17 protein-coding genes and 1 other RNA gene are annotated in these 15914 nt (G+C 44.0%); 12 read left to right on the top strand and 6 right to left on the bottom strand.

Annotation, left to right across the window (positions count from 1 at the left end):
• The first annotated feature begins 14 nt into the window (after positions 1-14).
• The 4 genes from smpB (at position 15) to ssrA (ending at position 3106) form a co-directional block, all read left to right on the top strand.
• On the top strand, positions 15-467 hold the full coding sequence (smpB, locus tag ESZ91_RS01800; protein ID WP_129223530.1) for an SsrA-binding protein SmpB: 453 nt from the start codon (positions 15-17) through the stop codon (positions 465-467).
• 22 nt (positions 468-489) lie between these two features.
• On the top strand, positions 490-1761 hold the full coding sequence (locus tag ESZ91_RS01795) for an O-acetylhomoserine aminocarboxypropyltransferase/cysteine synthase family protein (protein ID WP_129223528.1): 1272 nt from the start codon (positions 490-492) through the stop codon (positions 1759-1761).
• A gap of 20 nt (positions 1762-1781) precedes the next feature.
• Complete coding sequence (locus ESZ91_RS01790) at positions 1782-2687, top strand: homoserine O-succinyltransferase (protein ID WP_129223526.1); 906 nt, start codon at positions 1782-1784, stop codon at positions 2685-2687.
• Positions 2688-2755: 68 nt separating this feature from the next.
• Positions 2756-3106: a transfer-messenger RNA gene (ssrA, locus tag ESZ91_RS01785) on the top strand.
• A 337-nt stretch (positions 3107-3443) separates the two neighbouring features.
• On the opposite strand, the gene ESZ91_RS01780 is transcribed toward ssrA, so the two are convergent.
• From ESZ91_RS01780 to ESZ91_RS11865, 5 genes are all read right to left on the bottom strand, one after another.
• Positions 3444-4316 (bottom strand): recombinase zinc beta ribbon domain-containing protein, encoded by an 873-nt coding sequence (locus tag ESZ91_RS01780; protein WP_129223524.1) that lies wholly within the window; start codon positions 4314-4316, stop codon positions 3444-3446.
• A complete protein-coding gene (locus ESZ91_RS01775; protein ID WP_129223522.1) occupies positions 4294-4947 on the bottom strand; it encodes a recombinase family protein in 654 nt (217 codons plus the stop codon). Before ESZ91_RS01775 ends, ESZ91_RS01780 begins: the two co-directional genes overlap by 23 nt.
• 153 nt (positions 4948-5100) lie before the next feature.
• Positions 5101-5268 (bottom strand): hypothetical protein, encoded by a 168-nt coding sequence (locus ESZ91_RS11545; RefSeq protein WP_154071819.1) that lies wholly within the window; start codon positions 5266-5268, stop codon positions 5101-5103.
• A gap of 612 nt (positions 5269-5880) precedes the next feature.
• Positions 5881-6132, bottom strand: a complete 252-nt coding sequence (locus tag ESZ91_RS01770) for a hypothetical protein (RefSeq protein ID WP_129223520.1) — start codon at positions 6130-6132, stop codon at positions 5881-5883.
• Between the two features lie 40 nt (positions 6133-6172).
• Positions 6173-6361 carry a helix-turn-helix domain-containing protein gene (locus ESZ91_RS11865; protein ID WP_129223518.1) on the bottom strand — a complete coding sequence of 63 codons (189 nt, stop codon included), beginning with the start codon at positions 6359-6361 and terminating at the stop codon, positions 6173-6175.
• A gap of 177 nt (positions 6362-6538) precedes the next feature.
• Here ESZ91_RS11865 and ESZ91_RS01760 point away from each other — a divergent pair, with 177 nt between their 5' ends.
• From ESZ91_RS01760 to ESZ91_RS01745, 4 genes are all read left to right on the top strand, one after another.
• Positions 6539-6772, top strand: a complete 234-nt coding sequence (locus tag ESZ91_RS01760; protein WP_129223516.1) for a helix-turn-helix domain-containing protein — start codon at positions 6539-6541, stop codon at positions 6770-6772.
• 141 nt (positions 6773-6913) lie between these two features.
• Positions 6914-7147 carry a helix-turn-helix domain-containing protein gene (locus ESZ91_RS01755; RefSeq protein ID WP_129223514.1) on the top strand — a complete coding sequence of 78 codons (234 nt, stop codon included), beginning with the start codon at positions 6914-6916 and terminating at the stop codon, positions 7145-7147.
• A 334-nt stretch (positions 7148-7481) separates the two neighbouring features.
• Complete coding sequence (locus tag ESZ91_RS01750) at positions 7482-7724, top strand: helix-turn-helix domain-containing protein (RefSeq protein WP_129223512.1); 243 nt, start codon at positions 7482-7484, stop codon at positions 7722-7724.
• 162 nt (positions 7725-7886) lie between these two features.
• Positions 7887-9569 (top strand): hypothetical protein, encoded by a 1683-nt coding sequence (locus ESZ91_RS01745; protein WP_129223509.1) that lies wholly within the window; start codon positions 7887-7889, stop codon positions 9567-9569.
• A gap of 46 nt (positions 9570-9615) precedes the next feature.
• On the opposite strand, the gene ESZ91_RS01740 is transcribed toward ESZ91_RS01745, so the two are convergent.
• Positions 9616-10464 carry a helix-turn-helix domain-containing protein gene (locus ESZ91_RS01740; protein WP_129223507.1) on the bottom strand — a complete coding sequence of 283 codons (849 nt, stop codon included), beginning with the start codon at positions 10462-10464 and terminating at the stop codon, positions 9616-9618.
• 274 nt (positions 10465-10738) lie between these two features.
• Between ESZ91_RS01740 and ESZ91_RS01735 the strand changes: the two genes are divergently transcribed.
• The 4 genes from ESZ91_RS01735 (at position 10739) to ESZ91_RS01720 (ending at position 15905) form a co-directional block, all read left to right on the top strand.
• The gene (locus ESZ91_RS01735) at positions 10739-12055 is read left to right on the top strand and encodes an ABC transporter substrate-binding protein (protein ID WP_161971004.1); all 1317 of its coding nucleotides are present in this window, start codon (positions 10739-10741) and stop codon (positions 12053-12055) included.
• A gap of 195 nt (positions 12056-12250) precedes the next feature.
• Positions 12251-13108, top strand: coding sequence for a carbohydrate ABC transporter permease (locus ESZ91_RS01730; protein WP_161971003.1), 858 nt, complete (start codon positions 12251-12253; stop codon positions 13106-13108).
• Between the two features lie 121 nt (positions 13109-13229).
• Positions 13230-13988: a carbohydrate ABC transporter permease gene (locus tag ESZ91_RS01725; RefSeq protein WP_161971002.1), complete on the top strand. Its 759-nt coding sequence runs from the start codon at positions 13230-13232 to the stop codon at positions 13986-13988.
• 18 nt (positions 13989-14006) lie between these two features.
• The gene (locus tag ESZ91_RS01720; RefSeq protein ID WP_129223499.1) at positions 14007-15905 is read left to right on the top strand and encodes an ADP-ribosylglycohydrolase family protein; all 1899 of its coding nucleotides are present in this window, start codon (positions 14007-14009) and stop codon (positions 15903-15905) included.
• Positions 15906-15914: the final 9 nt, after the last annotated feature.

The raw sequence follows: 15914 nt of genomic DNA, 5'->3' as shown, positions 1-15914 counted from the left end.
ATAGAGAGTGTATCATGAAAATCATATCCGTTAATAAATCGGCGTCCTTCGAGTATTTCATCGAGGACAGGTATGAGGCGGGCGTCGTTCTGGAAGGCAGCGAGGTCAAGTCGCTGCGCAAAAACAACTGCAATTTATCCGATTCGTTCTGCTTTATCAGGAACGGGGAAGTGCTGTTAAAGAATATGCACATCGCCGTGTACGACAAGAGCGGCGCGTTCAACACGCGCGAATCGCGGCGCGACCGAAAACTTTTGCTGCACAAGGAAGAGATCGCCAAAATTTCCGGCAAAGTCAACGAAAAGGGCTATACGCTCGTGCCGCTGAAAATTTATTTTTCGCAGGCGCTCGTCAAGGTGGAAGTGGGGCTTTGCCGCGGCAAGCACACGTTTGATAAGAAAAAATCGTTGCAGGAAAAGGATCTCGTCCGCGAAAAAGAGCGGCAAATCAAAGAATATCTGAAATAATTTTTTACGCGAGGTAAAATTTATGAGTTATAAAATCGATACGCTCTGCGTGCAGAGCGGTTACAAGCCGAAAACGGGCGAATCGCGCATCCCGCCCGTCGTACAGAGCACGACCTACGTTTACGAAAAGACGCAGGATATGGCGGATCTGTTCGATTTGAAGAGCGACGGCTATTTTTATACCCGCCTTGCCAATCCCACCGTGGCGGCGTTCGAGGGAAAAGTGGCGGCTTTGGAAGGTGGCGTCGCCGCCATCGGCTGCGCCTCGGGCATGTCCGCGACCACGCTCGCGGCATTCACCGTATGCGGCGCGGGCGACAACATCGTTTCGTCCTCCGCGATCTACGGCGGCACTTTCAACCTCTTTGCCGTCACGCTGCCCAAACTCGGCATCGAATGCCGCTTTTTCGACGTGGACGCGCCCGCCGAAGAGATCGAAAAACTCATCGACGATAAGACGAAAATGATTTTCGCCGAAACGGTCGCCAATCCATCCATCAAGGTGCTCGATTTCGGGAAAATTGCGGGAATCGCCGAAAAATACGGCGTTTTGTTCTTTGTGGACAACACGCTCGCCACGCCCGCGCTCTGCCGTCCTTTCGAATTCGGCGCGAATATCGTGATCCATTCCTCTTCCAAGTATCTCGACGGGCACGCGGCGGCGCTCGGCGGCGTCATCGTGGACGGCGGGAATTTCGGTTTTAAGGGAAATCCCCGCTACGTTTCGTTCAACGAACCCGACGAGAGTTATCACGGTCTGGTCTACGCCGATCTGCCCGCGGCACCCTTTGCGAACAAATGCCGCGCCCAGTTGGTGCGCGACATGGGTGCGATCATGAGCCCGCAGAATGCGTTTATCAGTTTTTTGGGCTGCGACACGCTGGCGCTGCGCATGGAGCGCCATTCGTCGAACGCGGCAAAAGTTGCGAAATTCCTTTCCGAAAGCGACAAGATCGACTGGGTGCTGCATCCCTCGCTGGAAAATAACAAATACCATGCGCTCGCGCGGAAATATCTGCCGGACGGGCAGGGGGGCATGCTGAGTTTCGGCGTCAAAGGCAACGTGAAGGATGCCGCGAAATTTATGGAAGCGCTCAGACTGGTCACGCAGGAAACGCACGTGGCGGATACCAGAAGTTGCGTTTTGCACCCCGCCTCGACCACGCACAGGCAACTTTCCAAAGAGGAACTCGCCGCGGCTGGCGTTCCCGAAAATCTCATCCGTCTGTCCGTCGGAATCGAAAATCCCGACGACATCATCGAAGATCTGAAACAGGCTCTGCAAAAAATTTAAACAAAGGAGGCCGCATAAACATGCCTATCGTCATTCCGCAGGATATCCCCGCTTATTCAGCTCTGATACGTGAAAATATTTTCGTCATGCACGACGAACGCGCGTTCAAGCAGGATATCCGTCCTCTTGAAATCGCTATTCTGAATCTCATGCCCACGAAAGTGGAAACGGAAACGCAGTTTATGCGCCTTTTGTCCAATTCGCCTTTGCAGGTCAACGTCACGCTCCTGTACACCGATACCTATAAGAGTAAAAATACCGCCGCGGCACATCTCGACCGCTTTTACAAAAAATTCGACGACATCCGAAACAAACATTTCGACGGCATGATCGTCACGGGCGCGCCCGTGGAAACGCTGCCGTTCGAAGAAGTTCTTTATTGGGAAGAGTTGAAACAAATTTTCGATTTCGCCGACAAAAACGTGACGAGCACCATTTTCATCTGCTGGGGCGCGCAGGCGGCGCTGTATCATTATTACGGCATCGACAAGGAACTGCTGCCCGAAAAACTGTTCGGGATCTTTCCGCACAAAAAAGTTTTGGAACAGCACGATCCGCTCTTGAAGGGCATAGACGACGTGTTTTATATCCCGCATTCCCGCCACACCACCGTGGATATCGAAAAGGTGAGAAAGGAGAAGGATCTCGTTATTTTAAGCGAATCGGAAAATACGGGGCTGTCCATCGCGAAATCCAGAGATAATAAAAAGATCTTCCTTACGGGGCACATGGAATACGACCGCGACACGCTCAAAAACGAATATGAGCGCGATTTGAAACGCGGCCTGCCTATCAAGCCGCCCGTCAATTATTTCGCGGATATAGAGCGCCGCAAGGTCAACGTCACCTGGACGAGCGCAGCCAACTTATTCTATACCAACTGGCTCAACTACTACGTCTATCAGGTCACGCCCTTTCAATTTTAAAAAGTTGCATTTTTCACGGAAACGTAGTATAATAGTATTGTAAAGAAGCGGCGGTTTCGCCGCGCCATGGGGATGAACTGGTTTCGATTGCTTGTGGCGTTCATTGTAAGCATACCGAAGGATTCGGCTTCGTTAAAACGATACCTTTAAATTTAAACGCAGACAATAATCGTCTCGCTTACGCTGCTTAATTAGCGTATGTTCTCCGCTTGTTTCCTGTCGGCAGGCGGCGGGCATCATTTTCAGACAGGGAACGGCTGTACGCGTTTTGACCGTGACGCGTGCGCTGTATTCAGCGGTCCACGGCCGCGCGCGTCTGTTTGCCTTTCACGCGCGGCAAGGGTCAAAGACAAACTAAGTATGTAGAAAGCGTGAATAAAACAGGTAAGACGCGGGTTCAAATCCCGCCATCTCCACCACGTTTAACCTAAATTGAACATCTCAAAAAGGTGTTTGGTTTAGGTTTTTTCTTTTGCCGCGGAAAGCCGTTTAATCGCGTTTAAGGCTCGAAATCGGCAATTTACGGCGCACAATGCTTTCGGTCGAGTAAATCTCCGTAACGGTGAGCGGCGGCGGTTTATGCCGCGAAAGGCTCTTGACGCGAGTCGGAGCGTGTTAGGCTGTTTCCGCCGAAGGCAAACCAAAACCCCGTACCCTGTTTAGGGTGCGGGGTTGCATGGTTTCGCCCGTATTTGCCCTCAAACACGCTCCGAGAGAGGCTCGCGTCAAGAGCACCGTGGAATAAATAGCCGCCGCTTATACGGTCAAGATCACTCGTATCGCGCGCATTGCGGGTGTAGGTTTATTCTGTATGATATAAGGCATGAAAGCAATTTCATCGTAAAAAGAAAAGCCCTGACTGTTTCCGTCGGGGCTTGTTTGTATAGGGCTATTATAGTAAACTATCATTTTGTCGTTATACAATACGATTTGCTTTATAAGCAGGTTTATCAGCATTTGCGGCTCTTTCAGTAAAGCCTGTTCGTAATATTTCCGTATCTTATCTTCGGATAGGGTTATCTTTGTTTTGCTCTGTTCTATCAATATATTTCTTTCGAGTTCCGTGAGTTTGTTTTCGAGTTCGTGCAAACGCTTATTTGTCGTAGCGGAGATAATACCCTGTTCGATAGCGGACATCAAGTTGTTCAATGCCGTTTCCGTCTGACGCTTTTCCGAAAGCAATGTTTTGAGTATCGGGCTTTCTTTGTTCTGCATTTCCTGTATCTGCATAAGCCCGTCAACGACCTTGTTCATTGTATCGGGCTTGGAGAGTTCGCGCAGGATAGTTTCAAGTACAAAGTTTTCCAAAAACTCTTTGCGTAATGCCGTTTTTTCACAACCGTTGCGATACTTTTTTCTGCCGTGGCATTTGTAGTAGTGTATCACTTCACCGTTTGAGGAAGTACCGCTTTCCGCGCTTATCGGGTGTCCGCAATATCCGCATTTCAGTTTATGGCGCAATAGGTATGTTACCTGTACGCTCCTTTTGCCGTACTTGTTCTTTTGTACTTTTGCCCGTACTTTATCGAAAATTTCAATCGGTACGATTTGCGGATAGATATTGTCGTATTCTTCGCCTTTATTGCGGTAAATGCCGAGATACTTTTCATTTTTCAGTATATGGTACACGGTATTGGGCGCAAACNCGCTCCGTCAAGGCTTTGATAATCGTAGGCACATACACGCCGAGGGCATATTGCGAAAATATGTAACGGACAATATCGGCTTTTTCGGCATCATCAACGATTTTGCGGGCAACCACTTTGTACCCGTAAGGCACGCCCCCGCCGCAGTAAAAGCCTTTCTTACGGCTCTCGTTCAACCCGCGCAATATCTTTTGGGAGAGTTCTTCGGAATAATATTCGGCAAGCCCGATATACATATTTTCAAGTAAAATGCCGTCAAGGTTCTTGGTGCCGTCTATATTTTCCGAGGTGCGTTGCGTAGCGGAAATAAGCGTTTTACGGTTCTTTTTCAAGCGTTGTTTATTGACGGCTATCTCAATGGAATTTCTGCCGAAACGGTCGATTGCATATACAAGCACGATTTCCCACGTTACGGGCTTTTCGCTGTCGGACAATAACTTTTGAAATGCGGCGCGTTGGTCGTTCTTGCCTGTCATGGCGCGGTCGATATAGGTATCGACGATTTGTAAATCGTTGTCTTGTGCATACTTTTTGCAAACGTCTAATTGCCCTTCGATAGACTGCTCGGTCTGGCTTGCGCTGGAATAGCGTGCATAGATAACTGCTGATTTCATGATACATAACTCCTTTGAATTGTTTTTTGTCTTTCGACGGAAACGGACGAAACGGAAACGCAAAGTCTTTCCCTTATCTGTCCGTGTGTTGTCTTTCCGTCAAGGGTTGCCGCAGGCAATGTATTTTACCCTTGACGGAAAGGGTGTTTTCGTTTACGCTCCGACGGACGAAAGACAAAAAGGATTGTTTTCCATTTCTTCTTTGCTCAATTCTTTTATTTCTGCCAATACCGCGGAGAAAAAGGCATTTGTTTCGCAATCTGATAAAGGCGCTATATACAAGTCATTCCCCGCGATATAAGTTAAATCCTGTCGTTTCATATTCTTTCCCTGTCCGTAAAATCTTTATGGACAGATTATATCAAAAACGAATTCAAATTGGTACGGACTGTTCCCGTACAAAAACCATTATCAATCGGATTGTTTTCATTAAATATCGTTTTTTTTCGTACTCTTCCCGCAGATATACGGTTGGGGAAAAGAGAAAAGCCCTCGGACAAAATTCCGAGGGCTTTCAAAAGACTTTTATTCCTTTACTTGTATAAAAGACAAGCGCACGTATTACTGCCATTTGCGAAAAAAAGGGGGGAACAGCAGAATAAAAAAGTATGCGCGACGGTATGCGCGGGAGTGACCGCCGAGCGGTTTAGCGGCGCCACCCCGCGCCGCCGCGCTTTTTTTGTGCGTTCCGCTGTTGCGTTGTTGCTTTGTTTGGGGCGCGTGCTTGTCTTAGGCGCCCGCGAGCGCAGCGAGCGGGTGACGAGGCGGCTCTGCCGCCTCGTCAGCGTAGCCGCCGTACTTGTATCAAGACAAGCACGCGTCCCATCGTCACTTACCTACCTTATCTCGGACTTTTCCCGCGATTTCCGTTTGCTGTGAACATGAAAAAAAAGACGCTCGAAAGCGTCTTTTTCAGTACTGATTTTTATTAAATTATTTGAACCGAAATTCATTATTTGGGGTTATGATTTCCTGTATATCCGTTCCTCGGAATGTCAAGTACCATACTGTATAACGTTCATATTCGTTTCTGTTTTCCATTAAAAAATGTATTTCAAATTTTTTGTCTGTGCGGTACAACTCGGCGGCAATCACCATGCTCCAACCGCTGTTGGGGATATCCGCGTTCCATGCAAACAGTTTTTCTTCCTCCCTTTCGAGTATTTCTCCGTTTTTGATAAGCAATTTATCGCCGTTGTCAAACAGTAAATAGATATCTTCGTTTTCAAAAATGATATCTGTTAAAAAAAATTCCGTGTATTCGCTTACCCCGAGCCTTTTTGTCTTTTGCAAGTTGATGTAGTGTGTGTATCTCTACCGAGGTTTGTTTAGCCGCTAAAATTTTATAAATTGTAGATTGTGATAAGTTGCATTTTTCACATATATCGGTTATGGCAATGTTTTTTGCTTGCATTAAATTTTTAAACGTTCCGCCACGGCTTGTGCTGTTGTCATTAAGTTTCTCTCCTAAAATTATTTAGTAGATTTAAAAATTTAATAAAACGTTGATTCTGGTAAACGTTATTTTGTGTTGTTTGATATATACTACTATTATAAACGTTCATTGTGATGAACGTCGGAGGTAAAAAAAATGAAATTGATTGAATGTATTGGTAAAAGAATTGATAACTTATTAAAAGAGCGCGGATTGACTCAATATGAGTTATCAGAAAGAGGGGGCATTCCAAGGTCGACAATAAATGTAATTATCGGAGCAAAACGTAAGACTACACAAATAGATACAATATATCAAATAGCGGATACATTGGGTATATCTCTTAAACAATTTTTTGACGATAATTTATTTGATAATATTAGCGATTGATTACTTTGCAGTTGATGTTGCATATATTATAACGCACAAAAATATATCGGTCAAGCAATATAGTTGGTGTGCCAATATATTTTAAAAATAGTATCGTGTATAATAGCATTATATTGATATAGCAATATAATGGAGATTACTATGAAATTAGTTGACGCAGTTTATAAAAGAATAGTAGAATTAGCCAATAAAAATGATAAAAGCATTTATAAAGTAGCGAAAGACGGAAACGTTCCATATTCAACCATTGCAACAATGACAAGAAGTAATACAGTAAAACTATCAACGCTTTATGCTGTGTGCGACGGATTAGAAGTAACTTTGCAAGATTTTTTCAACTCACCGCTTTTTGATAAAAATAATATTTTGAATTAAATCCTATATATAAAAAGAGGTCTCAAGACCTCTTTTCTGTTTGGATAATAAATCACGTTCAATTTACGATATAGGCACTCCACCAAATCCGAAAACCACAATATATAGTGTTTGTTGTTTATTTTAACACTATATATTGTGGTATTTTTGTTTTGAAAAAAGTTTATCCTCATTATCACAGGGGTGTGACGCCTAATCTCTGAGCGATGATATAGTTTTTAAAAAATTGCAAGCAAAAATTATCTCTTGGTAAAAATTGACAAAATAAGGTCATATGCCCAAATACGGACATAGTAAAATATAACAAACATAACTAAAGAGGAGGTTATATTTTATGGAGCCGTATGAAGCGCTTTTTGAGCGAATTAAGGAATTGATGAAAAAGGAAGGACTTACTAAATATAAACACTCAATGCAGAGCGGGTTGCCTCACTCTACCGTCTCGAACATTATGAAAGGAAGGACGAAAAGTGCAGGTTTTTTAAGTATCGTAAATATCTGCCGAGGACTGAATATTTCTGTTATTGAATTTTTTCAATCGGAATTATTTACCACCGAAAACCTTTCTGATGATTGAACTTGGGCAAAGAAAAGCCGTTTATGCTTTTCGATTTGGATACTAATAAAAGATGATACGCGGTTTTAGGGAAATTGATCTAAAATAATTAAAAACTTGGAAAGAAATCCTATTGTTTTCAGCAGTTTTAAATGGTATTATAAAATTAGGAGGCATTGAGAAATGGCTAAAAAATATAACTACTGTACAATGATAGGTAATCCTGTGTATTACAGCGAAGAATTTCGGGATTACAGTCCGAAGACGATTGAAAAACTGAAAGATTACGGAGTGGATACCGTATTGATCAATATAGCGTGGTCCCGACCGTTTATCGATGCTGTTACGTTGGAGCATCTTTCCGTATCCAAAGAATTTCCTTTGTTTAGCGACCCAGAAACGGTTGCCGAAAACAGCGCGAACATAATTCGGCGTGTGAAAAACGTACACAAATGCGGGCTGCGCGCCATCGGTTTGTTTGGTTTGCCGATCTATGTTGATTATTCTAAGTTGCCGAAAGAATATTCGGTTTTAAAAGGCGCGACGGACAGTACGGTCAGCGCAGATAACGTAACGTGTATCTTGTCGGAACATACTTCGGCTTATTACAAAGATCTGATAAAGCAGGTGATCGAAAAAACCGATATCGACGGCATGTTGGTATACAGTTATGACGAATTGGCAGAAGTATGCGATGAGGATTCAGACTGCCCCCGTTGCAAGGGGATCCCGCTGGAACAGCGTTTACCCGGATTTCTAAACGAGATCAATGCATTTTGCAAACAGATCAAGCCATCTTTCGAAATGTGGTGGGAACCTTGGGAACTTTCCGCCTCTCAGGTGTATCTGTGTTTGGAAAGTCTTGACCGCGATATCGCCGTTTCGTGTCATTCGACCATTTATGAAGTCTATTTTTCCAATCTTCCTGATATTTGGTTGCGCAACATGGGCATGATATGCGAGCGGCAAAACCGGAAATTTATCGTGGAGATGTTCATTTCGGGCAGCGGAGAAGATTTGGGACCCATCGGTGGATATCCATGTCCGCGGCTTGTGTATGAACAGATAAAGTCGTTGGAGTTGGTGAAGGGCGTTACAGGCATGAAAGAGTATTTCGGAACTGCCGTACCGTTTATGTCTGTCAATGAAAAAATGACAAAATTGTTGTTGAGGGATGAAAGCGACGATTACGACATTTGCATTAATTCCATAGCTGAGGATATCGTCAAACTGGAAGACGATCGAAAAAAACTGATCGAAGCATGGGAATATGCGTCGCAAGCACTGTTGATGACGCCGTGGGATATCAGTTGGGTATTCCGATTTTCCAACTTGCAGCCGTATGATCCTGCATATTGGGGGAAAGTTCCTTTCTTTATTGCAATGCAGACGCCGTGGCATACGCCTTCATGGCAGGCGAATCGGCGTTCGTATTACCAGATCGTAAAAGATACAAAACTTTTGACCGAGCATATGAAGCGCGATTTTGATAAACGCATAGCGTTGGCGCTTTCATACGCGCAAAGAGCCTTGGAGTTATTCGGGCAGTTAGATAAATTGGATAACGGCGAAATAGCAATGCAAAAAAATGCTGTAACGTATTTTTATTTGATTCTGTCATCGCGCCGCAATTATATGAATCTTTGCGACCTGTTGGAGAAATATTCTCTTGGCGAAGCAAATGCGGACAAGATCCGCGCGTTGTTAGTACGGGATAAAATCAATGCTGAAAAGTTTATAGAATTTAACGAAAAGCAAAATGTAGAACACTATTTTCCGACGGCTAAATCCCGCGAAGGGCTCGCATTGCTGAAAAAAATACTGGAAGATAAACCGGAAAATATAAAAAAATATTTTAAGTTTTAAGATTTCAAGAGCCTTTGCCGATTTTGTCGGCAAAGGCTCTTGAAATCTATCTATTTCTCATGTTTGCGGGCGTCACGCCGTAGGCACTTTTAAAGGCCGCATAAAATGATTTCGTATCATTGAATCCCGCTTTTTCCATAACGCCGCTGATGGAAAGATCTGTGTTTTCTAGCAGTTGTTTTGCGTAGTCAAGGCGTTTTTGGCGAATAAAGGTAGAAAGGGGAATGCCTGTTTTGGATTTAAATAATTTTCGGAAATATTGCGGACTGTAAAACGTACGTTTGGCAAGTTCTTCGAGATTCAAATCGTTCTGAAAGGATTTTTCTCGGAGATAATTTAAAACTTTTTGCGATATTTCGGTATCCGAGGTGGGATCATAAAAATAAGCGCGGAATATTTTAACCAATAAAATTTCTAAATATCCTTTTAAAAGGTTCTGATAGCCCGCCTTTCTCGCTTGAAACTCTTGCTGCATCTCTTCGAATATATGTTGGAATTCCTGCGCATCGTTTTGCAGTTCGATATCGGAGAGTTCTTTTGTGTTATAATGCAATGATTCCGACGAAATCAAAACTTTCAGAATATCCGTCGTGTCCACCATATCGATGAGCGAAGTGCTGATGACGGAAGGAAAGAACAAAACGTTGATCCATTCAAACGCCTCGGAAGGGTTTGCGGGGAGTAAATTATGTTCACTTTTGGGCGTAATTAAAAAGAGGTTTCCTTGTTTGATGGTATGATGGTTGTTATTGATAACATGATATCCGTTCCCCTTGGTGATAAATGTAATCTCAAAAAAATCATGGCTGTGCTTTTTCAGTTCGGGTTTCCATACCGAAGCGATCACCGCTATTTTTTCATCGTCCTTAAAGAATTCGCTGTTTAATGCTTTCATAGTTATAGTATACTTTTATAGACCGCAAAATTAAGCCGTATTTCGGCATGATTAAGCGGTTTTTTTTCGAAAAATTACTTGCTTTTCGAATATCAAATAAAGTATAGATATTTTGAATCAAGAAAAGGATCGATTTATATTGTTTTCGGCGCAGTTTTGGGTGCAATAAGGATAATTAGGTTCAGATTTCCTAATTAAAAGGACTTTTTTCCTATTGAAAGTTGATAGTGTACATATTATAATGCAATTATCAATAATCAACGGAGGGTTGAAAATGAAAAAGATCATATCAATATTTCTTGCGTTGGCATCAATACTAGCGCTGCTTGCTTTTACGGCATGCGGCTCAGATAAAGATGGCGGTGGAAAAACAGAAATTGAATATCCGGATTTGGTGCAAAGCGAATATGCCGGCACGGAAATTGAATTTATGCATTTTTGGCAGGATGCCGACAAAGCCATTCAAGATATGGCAAAATATTTTTCGGAGGGCACGGGAATCAAGGTAACGGTAACGCTTTCTCCTGTTTCTACTCATCTTACGAGTTTGAATACAAAAATGCAGACCAATACCATGCCCGCACTTTATACCATGTGGCCTGGAGCAACTATGCCCGAATACGTCAATTCGGGATGGGTAATGGATTTGACCGATTACAAAGGCGAATGGATGGAGCGCATGAATAAGGATGCCTACGCTTCGTGCGTCACGAACGATAAACTCTATATTGCTCCTGTCAATATGGCGTTTATGGGTATAGCGTACAACAAAACTATTTTTAAGCGCAACAATGTTGAGCCCCCCAAAAATATGGCTGATTTCGAGCGTATCATGGACGTTTTGAAAACGGATACGAATCTATCCTATCCCATGATCTGGGGCAATGACTGTTCCGCCAATATGATTTACCTCATGGCTTTAAGTTCTCTGTATCAGAAAACTCCCGATTTCGATGCAAAGGTTTCGGCCGGCCAGATGAATTTCAAAAACGATACGATGGTCGAAATTTACGAAAAACTGTTCATCGATTGGGCAGAAAAAGGATATTACAATGCAGAAACCTGCGGCACGATCGACCGCATGAGTAAAGCGGCTGCGCAGTTTGTTCTCGGAAAAACGGCGATGATGCGTTTGGGCGGTTGGGATCTCGCCGTTATCGACGAATTGATCGAAGAGAGCGGCGGTTCTTTGGATTACGGAATGTTCCCGATCCCCGGTGCTGATAACGATGGTTCGGTTCTTGCTGCCGCGGGCGAAGCGGTTGCCGTAAACGCAAAACTTTCCGAAAAAGAAAAAGGCGCCGCTTTGGAATTTCTGGATTTCTTTTTGCATCCTGCCGTAAACGGTGAAGTGTGCGGAATCATCAACAGTTTATCTCCTTATTCCGGAGTAGAGGTAGAAGCCAAAGATTGCATTACTGAACTGGGCACTTATTTGGATGATACTTCCAGGGGGTGGACAACATGGCCGCTCGACGTGCAGAATAAAATGGGCGAATGTTTGGATATCGTCAGCGAAAAAGGCGGGAAAGATGCAAAAATGAAGGTTTTGAATGAGCACCTTGATTATTTAGCGAGCTTGTGGAAATAAGAAGAAACGATCGGGCGGCGAAATATCATTTCGTCGCCCATTTTGGAGGTAAGCATGGCAAAAGAGATCACTGTTGCATCCGAGTGCGAGACAAGTATAGATTCTCGAAAAAAAAGCGATAGACGAAAAAAATGGGATAAATTTATCCGAAAAGACAAAATCGTGTTCAATGATAAATTTGCACAGGCAGTTTTTTTGCTTCCTGCCATACTCGTTTTTTCAGTGTTTACGGTTTATCCCGCCTTTACGTCGCTGTATTATTCGTTTACGGACTGGACGGGTATCGGGACCAATTATAATTTTGTCGGATTTGCAAATTATGCCGAAATGTTTCGGGATAAAAATTTGTTCCAAACGCTTCCCGTAACTTTTTATTATGCCGCATTAAATGCAGTTACGCTGTTGTTTGTGGCTTTTTTTATCGCGCTGATGTTAAATCGGCAAAGCATATTTACGGGTTTTATGCGCGTGTGTTTCTTTATTCCGATGTTGGTTTCTCCCTTGATCGTAGGATTCGTTTTCAAAGAGTTTTATGCGCCGACCGTCGGTGACGAAACGGGTTCGCTGAATAAAATTTTAATGCAGATAGGATTAGGATTTTTATCGACGAACTGGCTGGGAAACGAATATACGGCAATGATCGTCATCGTCTTGACCGGAGTATGGTATCAGGTCGGACAAACGGCATTGATTTACCTGGCAACGATGCAGGGCATTTCCGCAGAATATTATGAAGCGGCAACGCTCGACGGGGCAGGCTATTGGAAACGTACTTATCACATCACCTGGAAACTGATGGGCCCCGCTCTGATGGTCAATACGATCTTGTTGCTGATAAACAGTTTAAAACAATATGATATGATTGCTTTGCTTACAAACGGCGGGCCGGGCACATCTACAAAGGTGATCAACTTGGCGATCGTAGAACTATCGATCGCTTCGCAAAAGGTTGGTTTGGGGTGCGCCATGTCTATGGTCGTAACGGCGTTTACTTTTGTATTGGTATCGGTTACGCAAAAACTTTTATCGAGGAGGGCGACCGCACATGACTGAGAAAACGTTGCCGACGAGCATTGAAACGAAAAAGAAATTTTTTACAAAAAAAAGAATTTGTTCGATACTGATTACTTTATTTTGCTTATGTATGGCAGTTTTCATGCTCTTCCCGATGTATATGATCTACATAAACTCGTTTAAAAATTTTTTCCAGTTTATAATAGATCCTTTGTCGCTTCCAAAACCTTGGACGCTGAAAAATTATGAATATGCGGTCGAGAGTTTCAATTATTTTCGTCTGTTGCTCAATAATCTGGTTTTCGAAAGCGTTTCGCTGTTTTTTATCGTATTGTTGGGTGCGATGGCGGGTTATACGATCGCGCGCAGACCGAGCCGGTTCAAACGGATCATCTATATTTATATCGTAATGGGCATTACGTTGCCTACGTACACTGCTCTGTATCCGCAGATCAGGCTGATTTCCGATCTCGGGCTGACGGATACCTATGCCGGCGTGATCGTGTTGTACGTTGCCGCAGGTATGCCGATGAGCATCTTTTTATTCAACGGTCATTTCGGAGGCGCTTCTTCGGAATTGGAAGACGCGGCGAAAATTGACGGGTGTTCATATTATAGGCAGTTTTTCAGTATCTTTTTTCCGCTTTCAATCGCAACGTGCGCAACGCTCGTACTCGTGCAGGCCGTCAGTATCTGGAACGATACTACGTTTACTCCGTTAGTCATTTCCAAGGATTCGGCAAAATGGTCGTTGATGACGCAGTTGAATACCGCTATGGGCAGGATGATCGGGCAGGGAACGCGATGGGAAAGACTGTATGCCATTGCGGCGCTGTGTATGCTGCCGATGATCGTGCTGTTCTTTTTTGTCAATCGCTTTCTGATCCAAGGCGTTGCGGAGGGAGCGGTAAAAGGTTAGGAGAATACGAAATTTTGTATGTTTGAAATAGATTATAAAGAATATCTCGATAAGGTCTATGGCTGTTATCTCGGCGTGAGTATCGGAGGATTGGTCGGCGCGCCCTATGAGGGCGCGAAAGAAATCATCGACGTGCCGATCGATCTTTCGGGCATCGATCAGATGCTGTTTAACGACGACCTCGATTTACAAGTGCTGTTTTTTCAAGCGGTCGAAAAATTCGGAGTGCGGTTCAATGCGAATATGCTGGCGAATTTGTTTTTGAAGTGCTGCCCTTATTCGCCTGGCGAATATGCGATTTTTAAGAAAAATTATGCACGGGGGATTCTTCCCCCGATTTCAGGTACGTTTAACAATGAGTTTTATCATGAAGGAATGGGCTGTTGTATCCGCGGCGAACTTTGGGGTTGTCTGTTCCCAAACGATCCGCTGACGGCGAAAAAATATGCTTATTTCGACGGCTGCATGGATCACGCCAACGAATCGATTTATTCGGAATATTTTGTCGCTTCGCTCATCGCTTACAGTTTTGTTTATTCGGATATCGACAGGATCATTCGGTTGGCTACGGAGCAGGTGCCGCAGGAAAGCAAGTTCCGCCTTATGCTGGAAACGGTATCTTCTTGGTGTGACGAAACGTCACATCCTGATGCGCTGCGCGAAAAAATTATCCGGGAGTTCGGTCATCCGGACTGTACAAATGTGTTCCAGAATCTCGCATTTATCGTTGCGGGGCTAAAAATGTACTTTAACGATTTTGAAACATTGATCGAAAAGACGGTGCGCCTCGGTTTCGATACAGACTGTACGGGCGGTATCGTCGCGGCGGTATGGGGCGCCGTGCACGGCGCTTCGGCTTTGCAGAAAAAGTATGGGATAGATGAGGTCAAACTTGTTTTGGGGGTAAATTGCCCCGATTACAGCGGCAAGGTTTCGAAGTTTGCGGAGGCGGTCGCGCAAAAAGGCGCATCTTTTAACGACGAAGACCGCAGCGGCGTTAAAATCGTAAATGCGCCCTTGCCTCACGAAATTTGTAAGCAAAGCGTTTTATACGAACTCGTCGATTACGATCCCGTATTAGAATTCGATACGATGAAAACGGTAAAGATACGGGCGGATGTTCCCGAGGGAAGAACGGGCGAATTTTTTTATGAAAATGACCGTTTGAAAACCGTGTTCTTTTCCACGGAAAAGGAGGGGGACGGATACTTGCTTACCTTGGGAGTTTTGCTTGAAAAGGCGCCGCAAACGCCGGCTGATCTTTGCGGGAAAATAGTTTTTGAAACCGCTGACGGAATCGACGAAGACGATTGTATTCCGTTGGGGTTTGCTCCGCCCGTGATCTTTGAGGTATCGGCGCCGATATTCGATACGTTCGAGCACATTGTTTTTGAAAAGGGAAAAAATTATTACGGACATTTTGCAGGGGAGCAAGACGAAAACAAGCGTTTTGACCGCATCCGCGATTACCATTTGAATTATAAGATTCCGCTGCAAGATGAACGGGATTTTGCCTTACGCATTTCGCGGGGAGAACCGTTTTCCAATCAAAAGGTGATTGTGTATACGGATAAATTGTATTCCGAACGATTGACGGGATACCGCGGGCCGTGTTTGCTGTATCTTCGCCGAAAATTATACTTCGGGAACGATTGCATCTGTGCGATTTGGTGCGGCTGCGAAGGGCGCGCGGAAGTTTGGCTCAACGGCGAAAAATTGGCGGAAAATCACCAAAATACCTTTTTCACTTATGAAAATTTACATATCAATCGTGCGAAAATGAAGTGCGGCGAAAATGATCTCGTCATAAAATTATGGCGCGAAACAGGCAAAGAATGCTTTTCCTGCAATATTTTGAACGAAGGCGGGGTAATGGATTTTCCCGAACACGTTTTAAATTTTAAACAAATCAATTAAGGAGAAAAA

This window comes from Candidatus Borkfalkia ceftriaxoniphila, assembly GCF_004134775.1.
Classification (GTDB): domain Bacteria; phylum Bacillota; class Clostridia; order Christensenellales; family Borkfalkiaceae; genus Borkfalkia; species Borkfalkia ceftriaxoniphila.
Note: the sequence above shows the minus strand (reverse complement) of the source record. Positions and strands in the feature narration are given on the sequence as shown.

Coding starts and splice junctions, on each gene's coding strand:
- smpB (WP_129223530.1), top strand. CDS start 15: ATGAAAATCATATCCGTTAATAAATCGGCGTCCTTCGAGTATTTCATC.
- ESZ91_RS01795 (WP_129223528.1), top strand. CDS start 490: ATGAGTTATAAAATCGATACGCTCTGCGTGCAGAGCGGTTACAAGCCG.
- ESZ91_RS01790 (WP_129223526.1), top strand. CDS start 1,782: ATGCCTATCGTCATTCCGCAGGATATCCCCGCTTATTCAGCTCTGATA.
- ESZ91_RS11545 (WP_154071819.1), bottom strand. CDS start 5,268: ATGAAACGACAGGATTTAACTTATATCGCGGGGAATGACTTGTATATA.
- ESZ91_RS11865 (WP_129223518.1), bottom strand. CDS start 6,361: ATGCAAGCAAAAAACATTGCCATAACCGATATATGTGAAAAATGCAAC.
- ESZ91_RS01760 (WP_129223516.1), top strand. CDS start 6,539: ATGAAATTGATTGAATGTATTGGTAAAAGAATTGATAACTTATTAAAA.
- ESZ91_RS01755 (WP_129223514.1), top strand. CDS start 6,914: ATGAAATTAGTTGACGCAGTTTATAAAAGAATAGTAGAATTAGCCAAT.
- ESZ91_RS01750 (WP_129223512.1), top strand. CDS start 7,482: ATGGAGCCGTATGAAGCGCTTTTTGAGCGAATTAAGGAATTGATGAAA.
- ESZ91_RS01745 (WP_129223509.1), top strand. CDS start 7,887: ATGGCTAAAAAATATAACTACTGTACAATGATAGGTAATCCTGTGTAT.
- ESZ91_RS01740 (WP_129223507.1), bottom strand. CDS start 10,464: ATGAAAGCATTAAACAGCGAATTCTTTAAGGACGATGAAAAAATAGCG.
- ESZ91_RS01735 (WP_161971004.1), top strand. CDS start 10,739: ATGAAAAAGATCATATCAATATTTCTTGCGTTGGCATCAATACTAGCG.
- ESZ91_RS01725 (WP_161971002.1), top strand. CDS start 13,230: ATGATCTACATAAACTCGTTTAAAAATTTTTTCCAGTTTATAATAGAT.
- ESZ91_RS01720 (WP_129223499.1), top strand. CDS start 14,007: ATGTTTGAAATAGATTATAAAGAATATCTCGATAAGGTCTATGGCTGT.